Source organism: Myxococcus hansupus (genome assembly GCF_000280925.3).
Lineage (GTDB): Bacteria > Myxococcota > Myxococcia > Myxococcales > Myxococcaceae > Myxococcus > Myxococcus hansupus.
Map to the genome: position 1 here is coordinate 986,234 of NZ_CP012109.1, position 17,538 is coordinate 1,003,771.

General features: G+C 69.9%; 10 protein-coding genes and 1 pseudogene. 3 read left to right on the top strand and 8 right to left on the bottom strand.

Annotation, left to right across the window (positions count from 1 at the left end; translation table 11 throughout):
• Window positions 1-30 precede the first annotated feature (30 nt).
• Genes A176_RS04145 through A176_RS04155 form a run of 3 tightly spaced genes read right to left on the bottom strand, consistent with a single transcriptional unit; the run spans window position 31 to window position 5,392 of the window.
• Window positions 31-1,272, bottom strand: coding sequence for a hypothetical protein (locus A176_RS04145; protein ID WP_002635876.1), 1,242 nt, complete (start codon window positions 1,270-1,272; stop codon window positions 31-33).
• Complete coding sequence (locus A176_RS04150; RefSeq protein ID WP_002635875.1) at window positions 1,269-3,794, bottom strand: TonB-dependent receptor domain-containing protein; 2,526 nt, start codon at window positions 3,792-3,794, stop codon at window positions 1,269-1,271. Before A176_RS04150 ends, A176_RS04145 begins: the two co-directional genes overlap by 4 nt.
• Entirely contained in the window at window positions 3,794-5,392 is a 1,599-nt protein-coding gene (locus A176_RS04155) for a protein kinase domain-containing protein (protein WP_002635874.1), read from the bottom strand. The genes A176_RS04150 and A176_RS04155 overlap by 1 nt, the downstream gene beginning before the upstream one ends.
• A gap of 269 nt (window positions 5,393-5,661) precedes the next feature.
• Between A176_RS04155 and A176_RS04160 the strand changes: the two genes are divergently transcribed.
• Window positions 5,662-6,531: a cobalamin-binding protein gene (locus tag A176_RS04160; RefSeq protein WP_002635873.1), complete on the top strand. Its 870-nt coding sequence runs from the start codon at window positions 5,662-5,664 to the stop codon at window positions 6,529-6,531.
• Here A176_RS04160 and A176_RS04165 read toward each other — a convergent pair.
• Window positions 6,528-7,775 carry an endonuclease gene (locus A176_RS04165; RefSeq protein WP_044889710.1) on the bottom strand — a complete coding sequence of 416 codons (1,248 nt, stop codon included), beginning with the start codon at window positions 7,773-7,775 and terminating at the stop codon, window positions 6,528-6,530. The two genes, A176_RS04160 and A176_RS04165, sit on opposite strands and share 4 nt — an antisense overlap.
• 143 nt (window positions 7,776-7,918) lie before the next feature.
• On the opposite strand from A176_RS04165, the gene A176_RS04170 reads away from it, so the two are divergent.
• Complete coding sequence (locus A176_RS04170; RefSeq protein ID WP_002635871.1) at window positions 7,919-9,697, top strand: BamA/TamA family outer membrane protein; 1,779 nt, start codon at window positions 7,919-7,921, stop codon at window positions 9,695-9,697.
• Between the two features lie 3 nt (window positions 9,698-9,700).
• On the opposite strand, the pseudogene A176_RS04175 reads toward A176_RS04170, so the two are convergent.
• Window positions 9,701-10,476 (bottom strand): annotated as a pseudogene (locus A176_RS04175) (hypothetical protein).
• 122 nt (window positions 10,477-10,598) lie between these two features.
• On the opposite strand from A176_RS04175, the gene A176_RS04180 reads away from it, so the two are divergent.
• Entirely contained in the window at window positions 10,599-12,803 is a 2,205-nt protein-coding gene (locus A176_RS04180) for a S9 family peptidase (protein ID WP_002635869.1), read from the top strand.
• Between the two features lie 104 nt (window positions 12,804-12,907).
• On the opposite strand, the gene A176_RS04185 is transcribed toward A176_RS04180, so the two are convergent.
• The 3 genes from A176_RS04185 to A176_RS04195 form a co-directional block, all read right to left on the bottom strand.
• On the bottom strand, window positions 12,908-13,114 hold the full coding sequence (locus A176_RS04185) for a cold-shock protein (RefSeq protein WP_002635868.1): 207 nt from the start codon (window positions 13,112-13,114) through the stop codon (window positions 12,908-12,910).
• Window positions 13,115-13,270: 156 nt separating this feature from the next.
• A complete protein-coding gene (gene odhB, locus A176_RS04190) occupies window positions 13,271-14,482 on the bottom strand; it encodes a 2-oxoglutarate dehydrogenase complex dihydrolipoyllysine-residue succinyltransferase (protein WP_002635867.1) in 1,212 nt (403 codons plus the stop codon).
• Complete coding sequence (locus tag A176_RS04195; RefSeq protein WP_002635866.1) at window positions 14,472-17,360, bottom strand: 2-oxoglutarate dehydrogenase E1 component; 2,889 nt, start codon at window positions 17,358-17,360, stop codon at window positions 14,472-14,474. Before A176_RS04195 ends, odhB begins: the two co-directional genes overlap by 11 nt.
• Between the last annotated feature and the right edge of the window lie 178 nt (window positions 17,361-17,538).

Here is a 17,538-nt window from a genome sequence, read left to right on the forward strand (position 1 = left end):
ATGGAGCGTTCGAAGTCAAAGCACCGCCACTCAGGGAACCTCCAGATAGAAAGCCTGACTTTCCACTGCGGGAAGGCCCAGTCCAGACGCGAGGGCGGGCGCCAGTTCGTTGGGCACACGCCACGTTTGACCACTGGGTTGGATCAGCACCACCGCGTAGCGACCCCGGGGCAACTCCATCAGGGGCACTGGGTTCTCGGGCACCCGGGCATCCAATGCCTGGGGGCGCACCACCACCTGCAACTCCGGGATGATGGCGCCCTCCATGCGAGGGTTGCCGTTTTCGTCGGTGAGCGCGGCGAGCGGGCCGTCCGGCAGGAGCCCCGCGGCGAGCACGACGACATCCGTCAGGCCATCCGGGGCGCCGGTGTCCGCGCGTGCGTAATCCACACCCACCGGGTCCGGCACGCCGTCGCGGTCGAGGTCATTCTCGTCCAGCAGGTTCGAGCCCTCGGCCGCCAGCTTGCGCACCACCACGCGCGGCCACAGGTCGGGGATGCCGTCGTTGTTGGCGTCATCCGGAATGCCGTCGTTGTTGGCGTCCACGTAGCTGACGGCGAACCCGTTCGGGCGCTGGTCCACCGCGCCGTCGTGGATGACCAGCGGCTGCAGCCGCAGCGTCTTCGTGGACATGCCCATCTGCGAGTCGCCCTGCACCACCTGGAACGTGGGCCTGTCGCGCAGCACGCGCGCCGCGTCCGAGAAGCTCACCGTGACGCCGGTGAGCGGCTGCGGTTGTCCGGCCTCGTTCTTGGCGACCTCCAGCACCAGCGGCCTGCCCGTGGTGGGGTCCACCGCGGCGCCGCCCACGTCACCCGCGTTGGGCTCGCCGGTGACGCCGTACCAGGGGTTGAAGTCGGGGTGGCGGCAGTACGCGCCCACCTCCGTGCCGCAGTCCTCCACGTCAATGAAGCCGCGGAGCATGTAACGCCCCGCGGGCACCAGGCTGAAGTTGAAGGGCGCGACGAAGGGACCGGCCGTGTCACCCGCCAGCGCCGGGCCAAAGACGCGCTCGGCGGGGACGACGGTGAAGGTGATGGGGCGCCCGGTGCCTTGCGGCGGAGGGGGCCGGTTCGCGTCGTAGAGGAACACCACCACGTTGCCACGCGCGCGCGAGTTCACCACCAGGTGGCCGTCGATGCGCGCCGTGCGGGTGTTCTGCCGCACGTCGGCGGTGGGCACCACGGGGGGCGAATCACAGCCAAGGCCCATGAGGGACGCGAGGATGAGGCCGCCAGCGGCCCGCTTCCAGGACAGGGTAGGGCGGCTCATGGAGTCACCGTCAGGGTCGCGTAGACGCGCCGCTCGATGCGATTGCCGAAGGGGTGCTGCGAGTGCGCGCCGCCCAGGTGGCTGCCCACCAGCGCGACGGTGACGGTGTCCTTCACCGCCGTGTAGCCCACGCGCGCGTTGACGACGGTGTAGGCCCGCAGCGGGTTGGACACCAAGTCGATGCGCGTGGGGTCCGCGGCGGCGGGCTCGCGCTCAATCCAGGTGGAGGCGGAGGTGTAGGCCGCGTCCACGCCGAACTCCAGGTCCGCGCGCGAACGGTAGGTGAGGCCGCCGTACAGCCGGAACTGCGGCGCCTGGTTGCAGGGCCCGCACTCGTCCGCGGACTCGCGGTCGGAGGTGATGTCCTGGAGCGACGCGCTCACCTTGAGGCCCAGGCCGTCCACCGGGGCCAGCGTGATGCCCGCCTCGGCGCCGCGCGCGGTGTAGATGGCGTCCTCGTTCACGAAGGACGACGTGCCCAGCAGGAACGAGCCGGTGCCCGGGTCATACGACTGCCCCGGGGGCAGCCGCCGTACCGCGGACAGGCCGATGAGGTCCCTCACCGTGTTCTGGTACGCGGCCACGTCCAGGTCGATGCCCAGCTCCGGGAACTCGCCGCGCCAGCCCAGCTCGAAGGCAGTGAGGCGCTCGGGGCGGAGCTGCTGGTTGCCGGTGGTCAGCGAGCTGGCGCCGTTGACGCCGGGCACGGGCACCGTGAGCTGCGTGTAGCTCTCCAGGAACGTGGGCTCGCGGAAGGCGGCGGCCGCGCTCGCGCGGAAGGCGTGGTTCTCCAGCGGCTTGAACAGCGCGGAGACGCGCGGCGAGTGCGCCAGGCCGGGGCGGCCCTGGTTGAGCAGCGGGTGCCGGTCCACGCGGTAGCTGGCCACCAGCGAGAGCGGCTCCACGATGCGCCAGTCATCCTGCACGAAGAACGCGGTGTGCACCTGCTCGCGCAGGGGGCCCAGGTAGTCACCCCAGGCCACGCGCTTGAGGCGGCCCTCCACGCCGACGTTGAGCTGGTGGATGCCGCCCAGCTCGAAGTCGCGCGCGAAGAGCAGCTCCGCGTTGAAGAGGTTGGAGCTGAGCGCCGTCACCAGCGAGCGCTGACCCGTGGGCTCGTACTGGGGCCCCGCGTCGCTGGAGATGTGGTTCCAGAACGTCTTCAGCTTCAGCGGCCCCAGCTCCACGTCGCCCTTGGCGAAGGCGTTGAGGCCGTCGATGAAGTAGTTGCGCAGCAGGCCCGGTGGATAGATTTCCGTGGTGAAGCGATTCACGCCGCCGGACAGGCCCACCTTGCGGCCCTCCGCGAAGGTGTACTCGGCGGACAGCGAGCCGCGAGCGCCGCGAGCGCCCAGGTCCGGGTCGGGGCCGCGCAGCGTGATGTCCGGCAGGCCGCCGTCGTAGTCGCGGCTCCACTTGTCCGTCTGCGAGTAGCCCGCCGCCGCCCGGTAGCGGAGCCCGCCCGAGCCGCCGTGGCTGACGAACGAACCCGCGGCGGTGTTGCCGGTGCCGCCGGTGACGGTGAACTGCGCGCGCGGGCCCGTGCCCGGGGCGCGGGTGATGATGTTGACCACGCCCAACATGGCGTTGGCGCCGTACAGCGCGCTGCCCGGGCCGCGGATGACCTCGATGCGCTCGATCTCCTCCAGGCCAATGGGAATGGAGGACCAGATGGTGAGGCCGAGGAAGTCCTGGTACTCCGTGCGGCCGTCCACCAGCACCAGCACCTTGTTGGCGATGCGCTGGTTGAAGCCGCGCAGCGACACGTTGGCGCTGCCCACGCCCAGGGCCATCACGTCCGCGCCCGGCACGCGCCGCAGCAGCTCCGGCAGCGTGGTGGCGCCCGACAGGCGGATGTCCTCGGCGGTGATGACGGTGGTGGCGTTGGGCGCTTCCAGCGAGGACTGCGCGCGGCGGCTCGCCGTGACCACGCGCTCCTCGTAGGGCACCGCGCCCAGGTCCTCGCCGCTGGCCGCCTCGTCGCCGCTGGCGGGCGCGACACCGCCCGGCGTCAGGCCGGGAATCGCCGCCGAGCCCACCGGCATGGCCTCCGCGCGCTCCACGGCCTTCTCCAACCGCTCCAGCAGCGTGACGAGCTGCTGCTGCGTCTGCACGCTGGCCGGAGGCGGCGGCATGGGGAGGGCGGACGTGTCCGGGGCGGGGGCGGCGGCCTGGGCCTCCGCCTCCTTCAGCTTCTGCTCCAGCGCCACCGCGATGGGCCGCACCGTCGCCGCGTCCGGCGGATTGGTGGCGAGGTAGCGCTGGTACACCTCCAGCGCGGCCTCGGGCTGGCCCGCGTCCTGGTATGCGCGGGCGATGTTGAAGAGCACGTTGGGGTGCGGCTTGATGGCGTACGCGGCCTCGAGCTCGGCGATGCCTTCGGCATACTGCTTCTGGGCGATGAGGCTCATGCCACTGCGGAAGTGGCGCCGGGCCTCAAGGCGGGCGTCCGCCAGGGCCTCCCCCGCGCACAGACACACCGCGAGGAGGCCCGCTCGTTTGAGGGCTGTCAGGGTTTTCACTAGTACGGGTCGTCCTTGTAGGGCGACGAGTCAGGGCCCTTTCCGGGCCGCGGGCTCGCCTTCTTCTTGGGCACGAGCTTCTGCGTGAAGCGCTCCTCGGGGCCCGCGCTTCGGGCCACGGAGCGCGCGCGCTGGTAGCCATCCAGGGTGAAGGTCAGCGCCGCTTGCGCCACGCCGCTTTCATCCGGGGCCACCTCGAGGTTCAGGGGCGTCTCCCCCAGGTCCTTGCCCTCGTACGTCACGCGCGCGCCCAAGGGCTCGCTGACGATGAGGAAGCGCACCGGCGCGGCCTTGATGCGCTCCAGCGGCGCCAGGTCCAGCTCCTCATCCCCCAAGCCCTCCTCGGGCGGCGGCTGCGCGGCGGGCTGCTGGGCCTCCGCGGTGGCCGGCTCACGCGGCGCGAGCGTGGGGGCCAGGGGATTGATGACGGGCTCTGGGGGCGCGGCGGGTCGCAACGCCAGGGTGACGGCCGCGCCGAGCCCCACCAGCATCGACGCGCCACCGAGCACCAGGGCCAGCGTCTTGGGGCTGCGCTTCGCCGGCGCCTCCTCCACGGAGATGTCGAGCGCCACGGTGGCGGGGCCGGAGCCCGGCGTGCCGTGGGGGCCGCTGATGGGGCCGCTGCCGCCGACGTTCCCCGCGCCGAAGCGCGCGCCGCTGAAGGCCCCGCTGACGCCCACCGTGGACAGCGTGCGGCGCGTGGCGTCCATGACCTCGTCCATGGACTGGTAGCGGTCCGCGGGCGCCTTGGCGAGGCACTTCATCACCAGGGCCTCCACCTCCGCGGGGATGCCGTGGCCGGGGTAGAGCGAGCCGAAGGCGGGCGGCGGCTCGTTGATGTGTTTGACGATGACGTCGATGCTCTGCGAGGCCAGGAAGGGCGGCCGGCCAATCAGCATCTGATAGAGCACCACGCCCATGCTGTACACGTCGCTGCGTGGATCGGCGAAGTTGCGCGCCTGCTCCGGCGCCATGTACTGCGGCGAGCCGAGGATGATGCCCGCCTGCGTGAGCGACGTGTCCTGCGGCACCTGCGCGGCGTCCCCGGTGAAGGACTTCACCAGGCCGAAGTCGAGCACCTTCACCACGTCGTGGTCCGTCTCCTGGTTGAGGACCATGACGTTGGCGGGCTTGAGGTCGCGGTGGATGAGGCCGACCTTGTGCGCCTCGCGCAGCGAGCGGGCGATCTGCTGGGTGATGTTCAGCGCGCGCGGCCAGGGCAGGGGCCCGAGCTGCGTGAGGAGCTGTCCCAGCGTGAGCCCCTCCAGGTACTCCATGGCGATGTAATAGATGCCGTCTTCCGTCTTGCCGTAGTCGATGACGGTGACGGTGTTCGGGTGGCGCAGCTTCGCGGTGACGCTGGCCTCCAGGAAGAAGCGCTTCTGGAAGCCGGGGTCCTTGCCTTCGCCGTACTGCGGATTGAGCACCTTCAGCGCCACCAGCCGGTCGAGCGGTGACTGCATGGCCTTGTAGACGCGGCCCATGCCTCCGGCTCCGAGCGTCTCCAGGATGCGGAAGCGCTCGTTGAGGACCCGGCCCAGCATGGGGTCCGCGACGTCGGGTGGGGCGCCATTCGTCGGGGCGTTGCTCTCCATCATGACTGCCCCCACCGACCGGTAAGGCACTGGACACGCCGGTCGAACATGAAGGCAGATGCTAACACTGCAATCGTCCACCTCCCAAGCGACCTGCCGGGTTGGCGCAGTGCGCCACCGGCCGAGAATCCGGCTCGGGCGCCGCAACGTTTCACAGCCGACACACGTGCGTGAATCCGTGACTCTGAGTGTGGCGCGCGCCCATGCACCGCGCACTGTCGCGTGCGACAGGCACGTTGCACGGAGGCGGGCGCGGTAGGTTGCGGCACCGCATGAATGCCCGACTTTCCGAGTTGCTGTCCGGAGCGCCGCCCTATCCCCGCCGCGTCGTGTGTCTCACCGAGGAGACGACGGAGGTGCTCTACCGCATCGGCGCGGAGGACCTGGTGGTGGGCGTGTCCGGCTTCACCGTGCGGCCGCCCCAGGCGCGCAAGAAGCCGCGGGTCAGCTCGTTCCTGGACGCGAACTTCGAGCGCATCCTGGAGCTGAAGCCGGACCTGGTGCTGGGCTTCTCCGACTTGCAGGCGGACATCGGCCGCGAGCTGGCGAAGCGGGGCGTGCCCGTCTACCTGTTCAATCAGCGCTCCATCGCGGAGATTCTCCAGTCGGTGCGGCTGACGGGCGCGCTGGTGGGCCGGCCCGAGGCCGCCGAGGCGCTGGCCACCGAGCTCACCGCCAACCTGGCGCGGCACGCGGACGCGGCGGAGTCGCTGCCACGCCGGCCGCGCATCTTCTTCGAGGAGTGGCATGAGCCGCTCATCTCCGGCATTCGCTGGTGTTCGGAGCTGGTGGAGCTGGTGGGCGGCGTGGACGTGTGCCGCGAGTCGCGCGCGTCGCAGGGCGCGCAGGGCCGCATCTTCCCGCCGGAGGAGGTGGCGCGCCGGGCACCGGAGGGCGTCATCGCGAGCTGGTGCGGACGCAAGGCGAAGCGGGAGAAAATCGTGGAGCGCCCGGGCTGGGCCCAGGTGCCCGCGGTGCTGGAGGATCAGCTCTACGAGGTGAAGAGCTCGCTCATCCTCCAGCCGGGGCCGGCCGCCCTGTCGGACGGCGTGGAGCGGCTGGCGCGCATCGTCGCCGCGGTGGCGCGAGGGGAGAAGCTGCCTCCCCTGCGCCAGGGCGAGCTGCGCTCGGCCGGGGCCTAGAAGTCCTTCACCCGGTCGGCGAGGCTCGCGTCCTCGACGAAGGCGTTGGAGTTGCCCTGGATGTTGGCGATGCGGCGGTTGCGCTCGAGCTCGGCGTCGTCCACCGCGTCGAGCTTGTTCCACGCCTTGAGCACCGCCTCCTCGGCGTTGGGGATGGACTTGTTGTAGGTGGCCGAGAAATAGAACATCGCCCGCGCCACGTTGCCCTTGTGGGAGTCGGGCGGCTCGAACACCATGTTGCCGCGCGCGTCGGTGCCCAGCTTGGCGCCATTCTGGCTCCACCGCACGTTCACCACTTCACCGAAGGGGAAGCTGCTGCGGCGCGAGTTGGCCTTGCTGTCGGTGGGGTAGAGGTGGTGCAGGTCGCTCTTGGCGGCGCCCGTGGCGCCCTTCGACTGCGGCCAGGTGTGCTCGGTGTTCATCACCGAGTTGTTGGGAATCTTGCCGCCTTTGACTTCGATGCCCGTGTAGACGCAGACGATGTTGCCGTTCGCGTTCACGTCCAGGCTGGAGAACATCAGCCGGCGGGCCTCGTTGTAGCTGACCACCTTCTTGCCGGACGAGTAGTCCTGGAGCGCGTCCAGCAGCGCCTCGTCGCGCAGGCCCTCGAAGAGGCCGCCTTCGGGCTCCTCCGGCTCCTCGGGGCCCGTGACGGGCGTCTCGGGGACGATGTCCAGGCCCCACTCGTTGAGCGTGCCGGTGTCGCCGCGCGCCGCGTCCTGCACCGACAGCGTCCAGGTGCCCTGCGCGGGCTCGCCCTTGAAGGCGGACAGGTCGAAGCTGCCCTTCAGGTCATCCGCGGATCCGCCCTTGCGGTCGGACACCACCGCGCTCTTGCCGGACGGCGACGTCAGCGTCACCTTCAGGTCGCCCCGGTAGGTGTGCTGGATGTCGAGGTTCAGCTTGAGCGACTCCACCGTGGCGTCCTCGGGGACGTCGATGGTGCTCTGGATGGTGGTGTTGTCCTTGATGTCCGCGTTGGGGCGGGTGCTGTGGACCAGCGGGGTGGCGCGCGCGCCCGCGGCGGCCTTCAGGCCCGCTGCCGGCGTCGGAAGCTGGGGAACGAAGACGGCGCCGAGCTTCGTCAGCATCGAGGGCGTCGAGCCCTCCAGTCCCGGCCGCGACGGCTGGAACGAGCTGGTGGCCACGGAGTTCGTCCGGGGGGCGGACGGTGTCTCACGGGCGGTTTCGGTGGTCGGGCGAGCGAGAAGGGGCGAGCGGCGGGGGCCGACGACGCTGGTCATGCCGTGATTATCCTCGGCCGGGGCTTCGCGGTTGCTTCCCCAGTGGATAATTTTGACGCAACCGCGAATGCAGAAAATCCGGTGAAGTAACAGTGAGCGGCATTGTCCAGAGGACAGTGGCGCGCTCGTGACAGGATGCCCACGTGCCGCTCCCGCTGCCTTCCCTGCTGTTGGTCTCCGCGCTCGCGGTGGCGCCTGCCCCGTCGGAGGCCACGTCCGACACCTCGGAGTCACAAAGCGTCGCGGCGGGCATCGAGAACTACGAGGACGCGCTCATCGAGGCGGCGCTGAAGCGGCACGGCCGGGAGCTGGAGCCCGCGCCCGCGGGCAAGGTGCTGTCCGAGGTGTTGGTGGACACCGAGGACGTGGTGGCGGAGATCGACCCGTTCCCGGACTTCCTCAACATCTTCCACGCCCGGACGCGGGAAAACGTCGTGCGCCGCGAGGTGCTGCTCACGGTGGGCAAGCCCTATTCGGAACAGCTCGCGCAGGAGACGGCGCGCAACCTGCGCGGCCTGCGTCTGTTCTCCATGGTGCGGCTGGTGCCGGTGAAGGGGCGCACGCCGGACACGGTGGGGCTGATGGCCGTCACCAAGGACATCTGGTCGCTGCGGCTCAACAGCGACTTCGCGGCGGTGGGTTCGCTGCTCCAGTACTTGAAGCTGCAGGGCACGGAGCAGAACTTCCTGGGGCGCGGCAAGCGCATCGCCGTGGACTTCGTCCTCCGGCAGGACACGCTCAGCCTGGGGCAGAGCTACACCGACCCGCGCGTGCTGGGGAGCTGGTGGTCGCTCAGTGAATCCATCGCCGTCATCCAGGGCCGGGAGAGTGGCCAGACGGAAGGCTCACGCGGCAGCCTCTCCGTGAGCCGGCCGTTGTATTCGCTGTCCACGCCGTGGAGCGCCAGCGCCTCCGTGGCCTGGAACGTGGAGACCAACCGCGTCTACCGGGGCGCGTCCATCTGGCAGCTCCCGTTCCCCGGCGGGCCGGCCGTGCCGTACGTCTACCGGACGGAGGAGGTGGTGGGCGGGCTCGCGTACACCCGCTCCTTGGGCACGCGCTACAAGTGGAACATCGGCGGCACGGTGGGCGCCTATCACTACGCCTACGGCGCGCCGCTGGCGTCCGGGCTCTCCCCGGAGCAGTCGGAGTGGTTCAACCGCAACTACCTGCCACGCGCCGAGGACGCGGGCTACGTGGGCCTCAGCCTGCGCGCCTTCGACGCGCGCTACGAGGTGCTGCGCGACGTGGACTCGTACGTGCTGGCCGAGGACTTCCAGATGGGGCACTGGATTTCCGCCACGCTGCGCTACGCGCCCCCGGTGTTCGGCGAGCGCAGCCACTTCGCCGAAGGTGGCCTCGCGCTGCGCTACCGCTTGCGGCTGGGCGACACGCTCACCACCGCGTCCGTGTCGGGCGCCATCCGCCGGCAGTTGGGTGAGCATGGCGCGTGGAACAACCGGCGCTGGGCGGCGGAGCTCATCGAGGTGTCCCCCAAGGTGCTGGGTGGACGCTTCGTGGCGCGCGGGCTGTTGGATGTGAACATCGACGACTTGTTCGACCGCATCCACCTGCTGGGCGGCGCCAACGGCCTGCGCGGCGCGGGCGCGGACGCGTACTCGGGCCGGCGGCTGCTCCTCTTCAACCTGGAGTACCGGAGCCGGCCCATCGTCGTGAAGACGGTGCACCTGGGCGGGGTGCTCTTCTGGGACTCGGGCAGCGCCTTCAATGACAGGCCCGCCATGGTGCACACGGTGGGCATGGGCCTGCGGCTGCTCTTCCCGCAGTTCAACGTGCTGCCGTTCCGCGTGGACTTCGGCTACGTGCTCAACGACGCCCGGCCGCCGGTGGGCAGCCGCTTCTCCTTCGCGGGCGGGCAGATGACGGACATCCGCCCCAACTTCATGGAGACGCCGCTGTAGCGCTCACGGCGGTTCGGTGCGCAGCAGTTCCCGGAAAAGCACGTCCGCGGCGTCTTGGAACAGCACCCCGGACGCGAGCAGCCCGCCGCAGTGGTGGGGCTCGCGCGCCAGCGTCAGCGCCACCGTCTTGCCCAGCACCGCGTCCCAGAAGGGGCCGGAGTCCGCGGGAAGCAGGAACTCGCGAATCACCTGTTGGGGCCAGGGCAGCACCGTCGTCGGGTCGGCGTCGCTCAGGGAGGTGAAGCAGTCCAGGTCCACGTCCAGCAGCACGCGCTCGGCGGCGTCCAGCACGTCGCGCACGGCGTCGCCGGGGCGGGGTGGCTCCAGGCCTCGGCGGCCCGGTCCACGGTGGGCACCGCCACCAGCCGGTGCGGGCGTCCCCGGGTGTCCACGTAGGTGTCGGCGGTGAAGGCGCCCCGGGGGCGGGTCCGGGCAATCAGGAGGGCGTCACCCACCAGCCCCGCCTCCATGGCCGCGAGGATGTGGTCGTAGTTGCGGACGTCCAGGGACCAGCGGGCGTGCTCGTCCAGCGCGCGCAGCCCGGCGGCCCGGTCCGGCACGGCGGCGGGCCGCTGGGGCACGACGGTGTCCAGGTGCCGGTCCAGCGTCACCAGCAGTGCGGGAGCGCCCGCGTCTCCTAGGGCGCAGGCCCAGGCGGGCAGGGCGAGCCGGTGCGGGTCGAACACGTACGCGTCCGAGGGGCCGCGGCCTCCGCCCAGGCCCAGCCGGATGATGCCGGCCAGCCGCAGGTGCCGCAGGGCGTCGTCTTCCGTGTCCATGACGTCGGGAATCCTCCAGCGCGCCGGGCGTTTGCTCCGGCCGCGTGGCCGCCGAGTGTAGGCTGCCTCACGCACCTTTCCACGAAAGGAGCCCCGCCCTTCCCGCGGGGATTCGACGACGCATGCGCCACGTCCTCACCGCCGCGCTCCTGCTTGCGAGCGCTACTCCCTCCGCCCAGGAGCAGAAGCCCCTGACCATGTCCAAGACGCAGGTGTCGCAAGACCCCTTCCTGCGCCAGTTCTCGGAGACGCGCCGCTTCATGAGCGGCCGGCCCGGCGGCGTGCGCATCTCCCCCGACGAGAAGAGCATCCTCTTCCTGCGCACCCAGCCCACGTCCAACGTGCAGACGCTCTACGCGTTCGACGTGGAGAGCGGGCAGACGCGGGAGCTGCTCACGCCCGAGGCCATCCTCAAGGGCGCCGAGGAGACGCTCACCACCGAGGAGAAGGCCCGCCGTGAGCGCATGCGTGTCAGCGCCCGGGGCATCACCAGCTACCAGGTGTCCGACGACGGCAACCGGCTGCTCGTGCCCCTGTCCGGCCGCCTCTACGTGGTGGACCGCGTCAGCGGCAAGGTGACGGAGCTGAAGACGGGCCCGGGGACGTTGGACCCGCGCTTCTCGCCGGACGGCAAGCAGGTGGCCTACGTGCGGGACAACGACGTGTACCGCATCGACGTGGCCGCCAACCGCGAGCAGCGCGTCACCAAGGGCGGCACCGCGGCGAAGACGCACGGCGTGGCCGAGTTCGTCGCCCAGGAGGAGATGGGCCGCTTCACCGGCTACTGGTGGAGCCCGGACGCGAAGTCCGTCGCCTACACGGAGTCGGACACGTCGGACGTGGAGAAGCTCACCATCGTCGACGTCATGCACCCCGAGCGCGGCGGCGAGGAGTTCGCGTACCCGCGCCCTGGCAAGGCCAACGCCAAGGTGCGCCTGGGCATCAGCCCCGCCGCGGGCGGTCGCACCGTCTGGGCGCAGTGGGACGCGGCGAAGTACCCGTACCTGGCCACCGTGGCGTGGCCCAAGGGCGGCCCGCTCACCGTGCTGGTGCAGAACCGGGAGCAGACGGAGCAGAAGCTGCTCGCGGTGGACCCGCGCACGGGCAAGTCGAAGGAGCTGCTCACGGAGACGGACAAGGCCTGGCTCAACCTGGAGCAGGCCTTCCCGCTGTGGCTGGAGGATGGCAGCGGCTTCCTCTGGTACACCGAGCGCAACGGCGGCCCGGAGGTGGAGTTGCGCAACGCGGATGGCTCGCTGGCGCGCACCGTGGTGAAGCCGGACGCGGGCTTCCGCTCGCTGGCGCGCTACGTCCAGAAGGAGGACACGCTCTACTTCAACGGCGGCCCCAACCCCACGCAGAGCCACCTGTGGCGCGTGAAGGCGGGCGGCGCGCCGGAGAAGGTGACGACGGGGCTCGACATCGAGTCGGGCACGGTGTCCAAGAGCGGCGGCCTGGTGGTGATGAACGGCCAGGGCCTGAAGGCCATGCCCAAGGTGCAGGTGGTGCGCGGCGACGGCACCCGCGTGGGCGAGCTGCCCTCGGTGGCGCAGGAGCCGCCCTACGTTCCCAACGTGGAGCAGCGGCAGGTGGGCCCCGAGCGCTTCTGGACGTCCCTGGTGCGCCCGCGCGACTTCAAGCCCGGCAAGAAGCTGCCCGTCATCGTCGAGGTGTACGGCGGCCCCACCACCACCGTGGTCCACAAGAGCATGGCCGCGCACCTGATGTCGCAGTGGGTGGCGGACCAGGGCTTCCTCGTCGTGAAGATTGACGGCCGGGGCACCCCGCTGCGCGGCGCGAAGTGGGAGCGCGAGGTGAAGGGCGACTTCGCCGGCGTCACGATTGATGACCAGGCCGCCGCCATCCAGGCGCTGGCGAAGGAAGTCCCGGAGATTGATTTGGCCCGCGTGGGCATCTCCGGCTGGAGCTTCGGCGGGTACATGTCCGCCCTGGCCGTGCTCAAGCGCCCGGATGTCTTCAAGGCCGGCGTGGCCGGCGCCCCGGTGGTGGACTGGCTGGACTACGACACCCACTACACCGAGCGCTACCTGGGCGTGCCGCAGCAGAACCCGGAGGCCTACGAGAAGAGCTCGCTGCTCACGTACGCCAAGCAGGACAAGCCCATGGGCAAGCTGCTGCTCATCCACGGCACCGCGGATGACAACGTGTACTTCTTCCACACGCTGAAGCTGAGCGACGCGCTCTTCCGCGCTGGCAAGCAGCACGACTTGCTGCCGCTCAGCGGCTTGACGCACATGGTGCCGGACCCGCTCGTCACGCAGCGCCAGTGGGAGCGCGTGATGGACCACTTCAAGCGCAACCTGTAGGCCGCGCGGCCGTCAGGCTTTGGATAAACAGAGGCCCGGTCCCCAGGTGGTGGGGCCGGGCCTCTTGTCATCGGCCAGTCCGGAAGGAATGGCTGACGGACGCGTTAGCCGGCGGCGCGGACGTTCTGCGCCTGCAGGCCCTTGGGGCCGCGGGTGACTTCGAACTCCACCTTCTGGCCCTCGGCCAGGGTGCGGAAGCCGTCCATGTTGATGGCGGTGTGGTGACAGAACACATCCTCACCACCGCCGTCCTGGGTGATGAAGCCAAAGCCCTTCGCGTCGTTGAACCACTTCACGGAACCGGTTGCCATTGCGCTTCCTTCAGTCTCGCGGGGCGGCGCGAGGAGAGCCGCCCGTTCTTCCCGCCCCCGACAACCGGGAGACACTCCCAGTCATAGTGAAACGGCCGGCTGGAAGTCCAGCCGGCCGCCCGGAATGCAAGTCTTGCCCGGATGCCGGGCCTGAAGTCAGACGTCGAGGAGCAGCCGCTCCGGGTCCTCGATGCACTCCTTCACGCGCACCAGGAACTGCACGGCCTCGCGGCCGTCCACCAGGCGGTGGTCGTAGGTGAGCGCGACGAACATGATGGGCCGGATGACGACCTGGCCGTCGCGGGCCACGGGGCGCTCGACGATGTTGTGCATGCCCAGGATGCCCGTCTGCGGCGGGTTCAGGATGGGCGTGGACAGCATGGAGCCGAAGATGCCGCCGTTGGTGATGGTGAAGGTGCCACCCTGCAGGTCGGACAGGGCCAGCTTGTCGTTGCGCGCCTTGGTGCCCAGCTCTCCGACGGTCTTCTCCAGCTCCGCCAGGCCCTGCTTGTCCGCGTTGCGCACCACCGGCACCACCAGACCGCGGCTGCCGCTGACGGCCACGCCGATGTCGTAGTAGTGCTTGAAGATGACGTCCTCTCCGTCAATCTCCGCGTTGATTTGCGGGAAGGCCTTGAGGGCCTCGACGGAGGCGCGGATGAAGAAGCTCATGAAGCCGAGCTTCACGCCGTGCTTCTGCTGGAACTTGTCGTTGTACTTCTTGCGCAGGGCCATCACCTCGCCCATGTCCACCTCGTTGAAGGTGGTGAGCATGGCGGCGGTGGACTGGGCCTGGATGAGGCGCTCGGCCACGCGCTTGCGCAGCGGCGTCATCCGCACGCGCTCCTCGCGGGCGGCGTTCGGGCGGGGGCCGGCGGGCTGCGCCGGGGCGGCGGGGGCCTGGGCGGGCGTGGACGGGCCCTTGAGCTGACCCAGCACGTCGTCCTTGTGCACGCGGCCACCGGAGCCGCTGCCCTTCACCTGGGAGATGTCCACCCGGTTCTCCTCGGCCACCTTGCGCGCGGTGGGCGTGGAGCGGGCGTCGGACCCGGACGCCGCGGGCGCCTCGGCGGCGGGAGCGGGCGCGGCCGGAGCCGGCGCCGCGGCGGGCTTGGAGGCGGAAGCCCCCGCGCCGGCCTCGATGAGCCCGAGCACGTCGCCCACGCGGACCTTGTCGCCCTCCTTGAAGGCGATGCTGGCCAGCGAGCCCGCGGACGGGGCCGGCACGTCGATGGTGACCTTGTCGGTCTCCAGGACGACGAGCGGCTCATCGGCGGTGACGGCGTCACCCGACTTCTTGTTCCACTTGCCGATGATGGCTTCGGTGATGGATTCGCCCAGGGGCGGCACTTTGATTTCAACGGCCATTCTTGGTCCCTCGGAGGATGGCTTCCTCGATGATGAGCTGCTGCTCGTACTCGTGGGTCTTGGGGAAGCCCGTGGCGGGGCTGGCGGCTTCGGCCCGACCGATGTAGCCGATCTTCACCTGCTGCTGCGACTGCGTGGACGCCAGGTCATGGAGACGGGGGAACATGAAGTGCCACGCGCCCGCGTTGCGCGGCTCCTCCTGCACCCAGAGCAGCTCACCGAGCTTCGGCATCTTCGCGATGAGCCCCGTCAGCGCGTCGGCGGGGAACGGGTAGAGCTGCTCCAGCCGGACGATGGCGATGCTGTCGTCCTTGCGCTCGTCCCGCGCCTTCACCAGGTCGTAGTACACCTTGCCGCTGCACAAGAGCAGCCGCGTCACGTTCGCCGGGTCCACCCGGTCCAGGATGACTTCCTGGAAGGTGCCCGTGGCCAGCTCGTCCACCTTGCTGGTGGCCTCCGGCCGGCGCAGCAGGCTCTTGGGCGACATGATGACCAGCGGCTTGCGCACCGGGCGCAGCACCTGGCGGCGCAGCAGGTGGAAGATCTGCGCCGGCGTCGTCGGGTAGCAGACCTGGATGTTGTCCTCGGCGCACAGGTCCAGGAAGCGCTCCAGGCGCGCGCTGGAGTGCTCCGGGCCCTGGCCTTCATAGCCGTGGGGCAGCAGCAGGGTGAGGCCGCTCAGGCGGCGCCACTTGCTCTCACCGGCGGCGATGAACTGGTCGATGATGATCTGCGCGCCGTTGCCGAAGTCGCCGAACTGCGCTTCCCAGGCGGTGAGGCCGTCCGGCACGTCCAGGCTGTAGCCGTACTCGAAGCCGAGCACGCCCATCTCCGACAGCGGGCTGTTGTAGATGTGGAAGCCGTTCTTGCCCTTGCCGCTGACGAACTGGCGCAGGGGGACGAACTTCTCGCCCGTCTTCACGTCGTGCACCACCGCGTGGCGGTGGCTGAACGTGCCGCGCTCGCTGTCCTGGCCGGTGATGCGGATGTTGTAGCCCTCGGAGAGCAGCGTGGCGTAGGCCAGCGACTCGCCCTCGCTCCACTGCAGCTCGCCGCTGTCCAGCATGCCCAGGCGCTTCTTGATGACGGTGCGCTCCACGTCGCGGTGGACGTTGAAGCCCTCCGGCAGCGTGGACAGCGTGCGCAGCGCATCGCAGAGCACCTGCTTGTCCACCGCGGTGGACACGTCCGGCGCGCTCTTCAACGAGCCGCCCTGGTAGGGCTTCCACAGGCCCTCCAGCGCGCTGGGCTCCTTGAACTGGCTCTCCTGGCGCGCGCGGGTGAGCGCCGCGTCGAAGTCCTGCTGGCACTTCTGCTTGATGGCCTCGGACTCCTCGGCCGGAATCTTGCCCTGCTCCGCCAGCTTCGCCGCGTAGCGCGTGCGCACCGTCGGGTGCTTGCGGATGATTTCGTACATCGCCGGCTGGGTGAACGCGGGCTCGTCACCCTCGTTGTGGCCGTAGCGGCGGTAGCAGACCAGGTCGATGACGACGTCCGTCTTGAACGTCTGGCGGTACTCGGCCACCAGCTTCGCCACGTGGACGCAGGCCTCCGGGTCATCTCCATTCACATGGAAGATGGGGATGTCCAGCATCTGCGCGATGGCGGTGGAGTAGAGGGACGAGCGCGAGTCGTGCGGGTCGGTGGTGAAGCCGACCTGGTTGTTGATGACGACGTGGACCGTGCCGCCCGTGGTGTAGCCCTTGAGGCCGGACAGGTTGAGCGTCTCCGGCACCACGCCCTGACCGATGAAGGCCGCGTCGCCGTGGATGAGCAGCGGCATCACGCCGGTGCGCTCCGTGTCGCCGCCGCGGTCCTGCTTGGCGCGCACGCGGCCCTCCACCACCGGGTCCACCGCTTCCAGGTGGCTGGGGTTGAAGGCCAGCGACAGGTGCAGCTTCTTGCCCTGGCGCGTGACGTGGTCCGACGAGAAGCCCATGTGGTACTTCACGTCGCCGCGGCCCAGGTAGGCCTGCGGGTTCCGGGGACCGTCGAACTCGCTGAAGATCTGGTCCGGCTGCTTGCCCAGGATGTTCGTCAGCACGTTGAGGCGGCCGCGGTGGGCCATGCCGATGACGATCTCCTTCAGGCCCATGCCGGTGGCCACTTCACCCAGCGCGTCCAGCATGGGGATGAGCGACTCGCCGCCGTCCAGGCTGAAGCGCTTGGCGCCCACGTACTTGGTGTGGAGGAAGTGCTCGAATCCCTCCGCGTAGGACAGCTTGGTGAGGATGTGCCGGCACTCGTCGGGGGAGAAGTCCGTGCGGTTCTCCACCGACTCCATCCGGTGCATCAGCCAGCGGCGGCGCTGGCTGTCGAGCATGTGCATGTACTCGATGCCGATGGTGTCCGTGTACGTGCGGCGCAGGCGCGTCAGCAGGTCGCCCAGGCGCACGCGCTGGTCGCCGAACACGCCGTTGGTCTCCACGAGCTGCTGGGACTCGGCGTCGGTGAAGTGGCTGTCGTCCACCAGCGCGACGTCCGCCACGTGCTCCAGCGCGGGGCGCGCGCGGCCGAGCGGATCCAGCTTCGCGCGCAGGTGGCCGCGCAGGCGGAAGGCGAAGATGACGTGGTCCACGCGGGCCTGCAGCGCCGCGATGTCCTGCGTGGGCGCGGCGGCGGGCGTCGCGACCGGCGCGGGCGCGGCGGGGGCCTGCTGCGCCTTGGCCGCCTTTCCGTTGGCCTTGTTCGCGGCGGGAGCCGGTGCCGGCTCCAGCAGCTTGGTGCTGAAGATGGGTCGGCCGGCGCCGTTGCTGCGGTCGAAGACCTCGCGCCAGCTTGTATCCACGCTGGCGGGGTCCTCCAGATATCGGGCGTAGAGGCCCTCGATGAAGTCGATGTTGGCGCCGGAAAGGAACGTGTCCTGGAAATTCGCCATGGCGGTGTCGTCTTTTACTGGAAGGGCGCCCCGTTGGGGGGTTTTCGCAGCACCTTTTTGTCGCGGTTGCCCGGCGGGCGATAAGCCACACCACCTGCAGGGGAGCAGGTGGATTCATGCGCGGCGTGAGCGCAACTTCAACCGTTCCTTCCGGAAGGAATGCTAGAGAGCGCGTTTC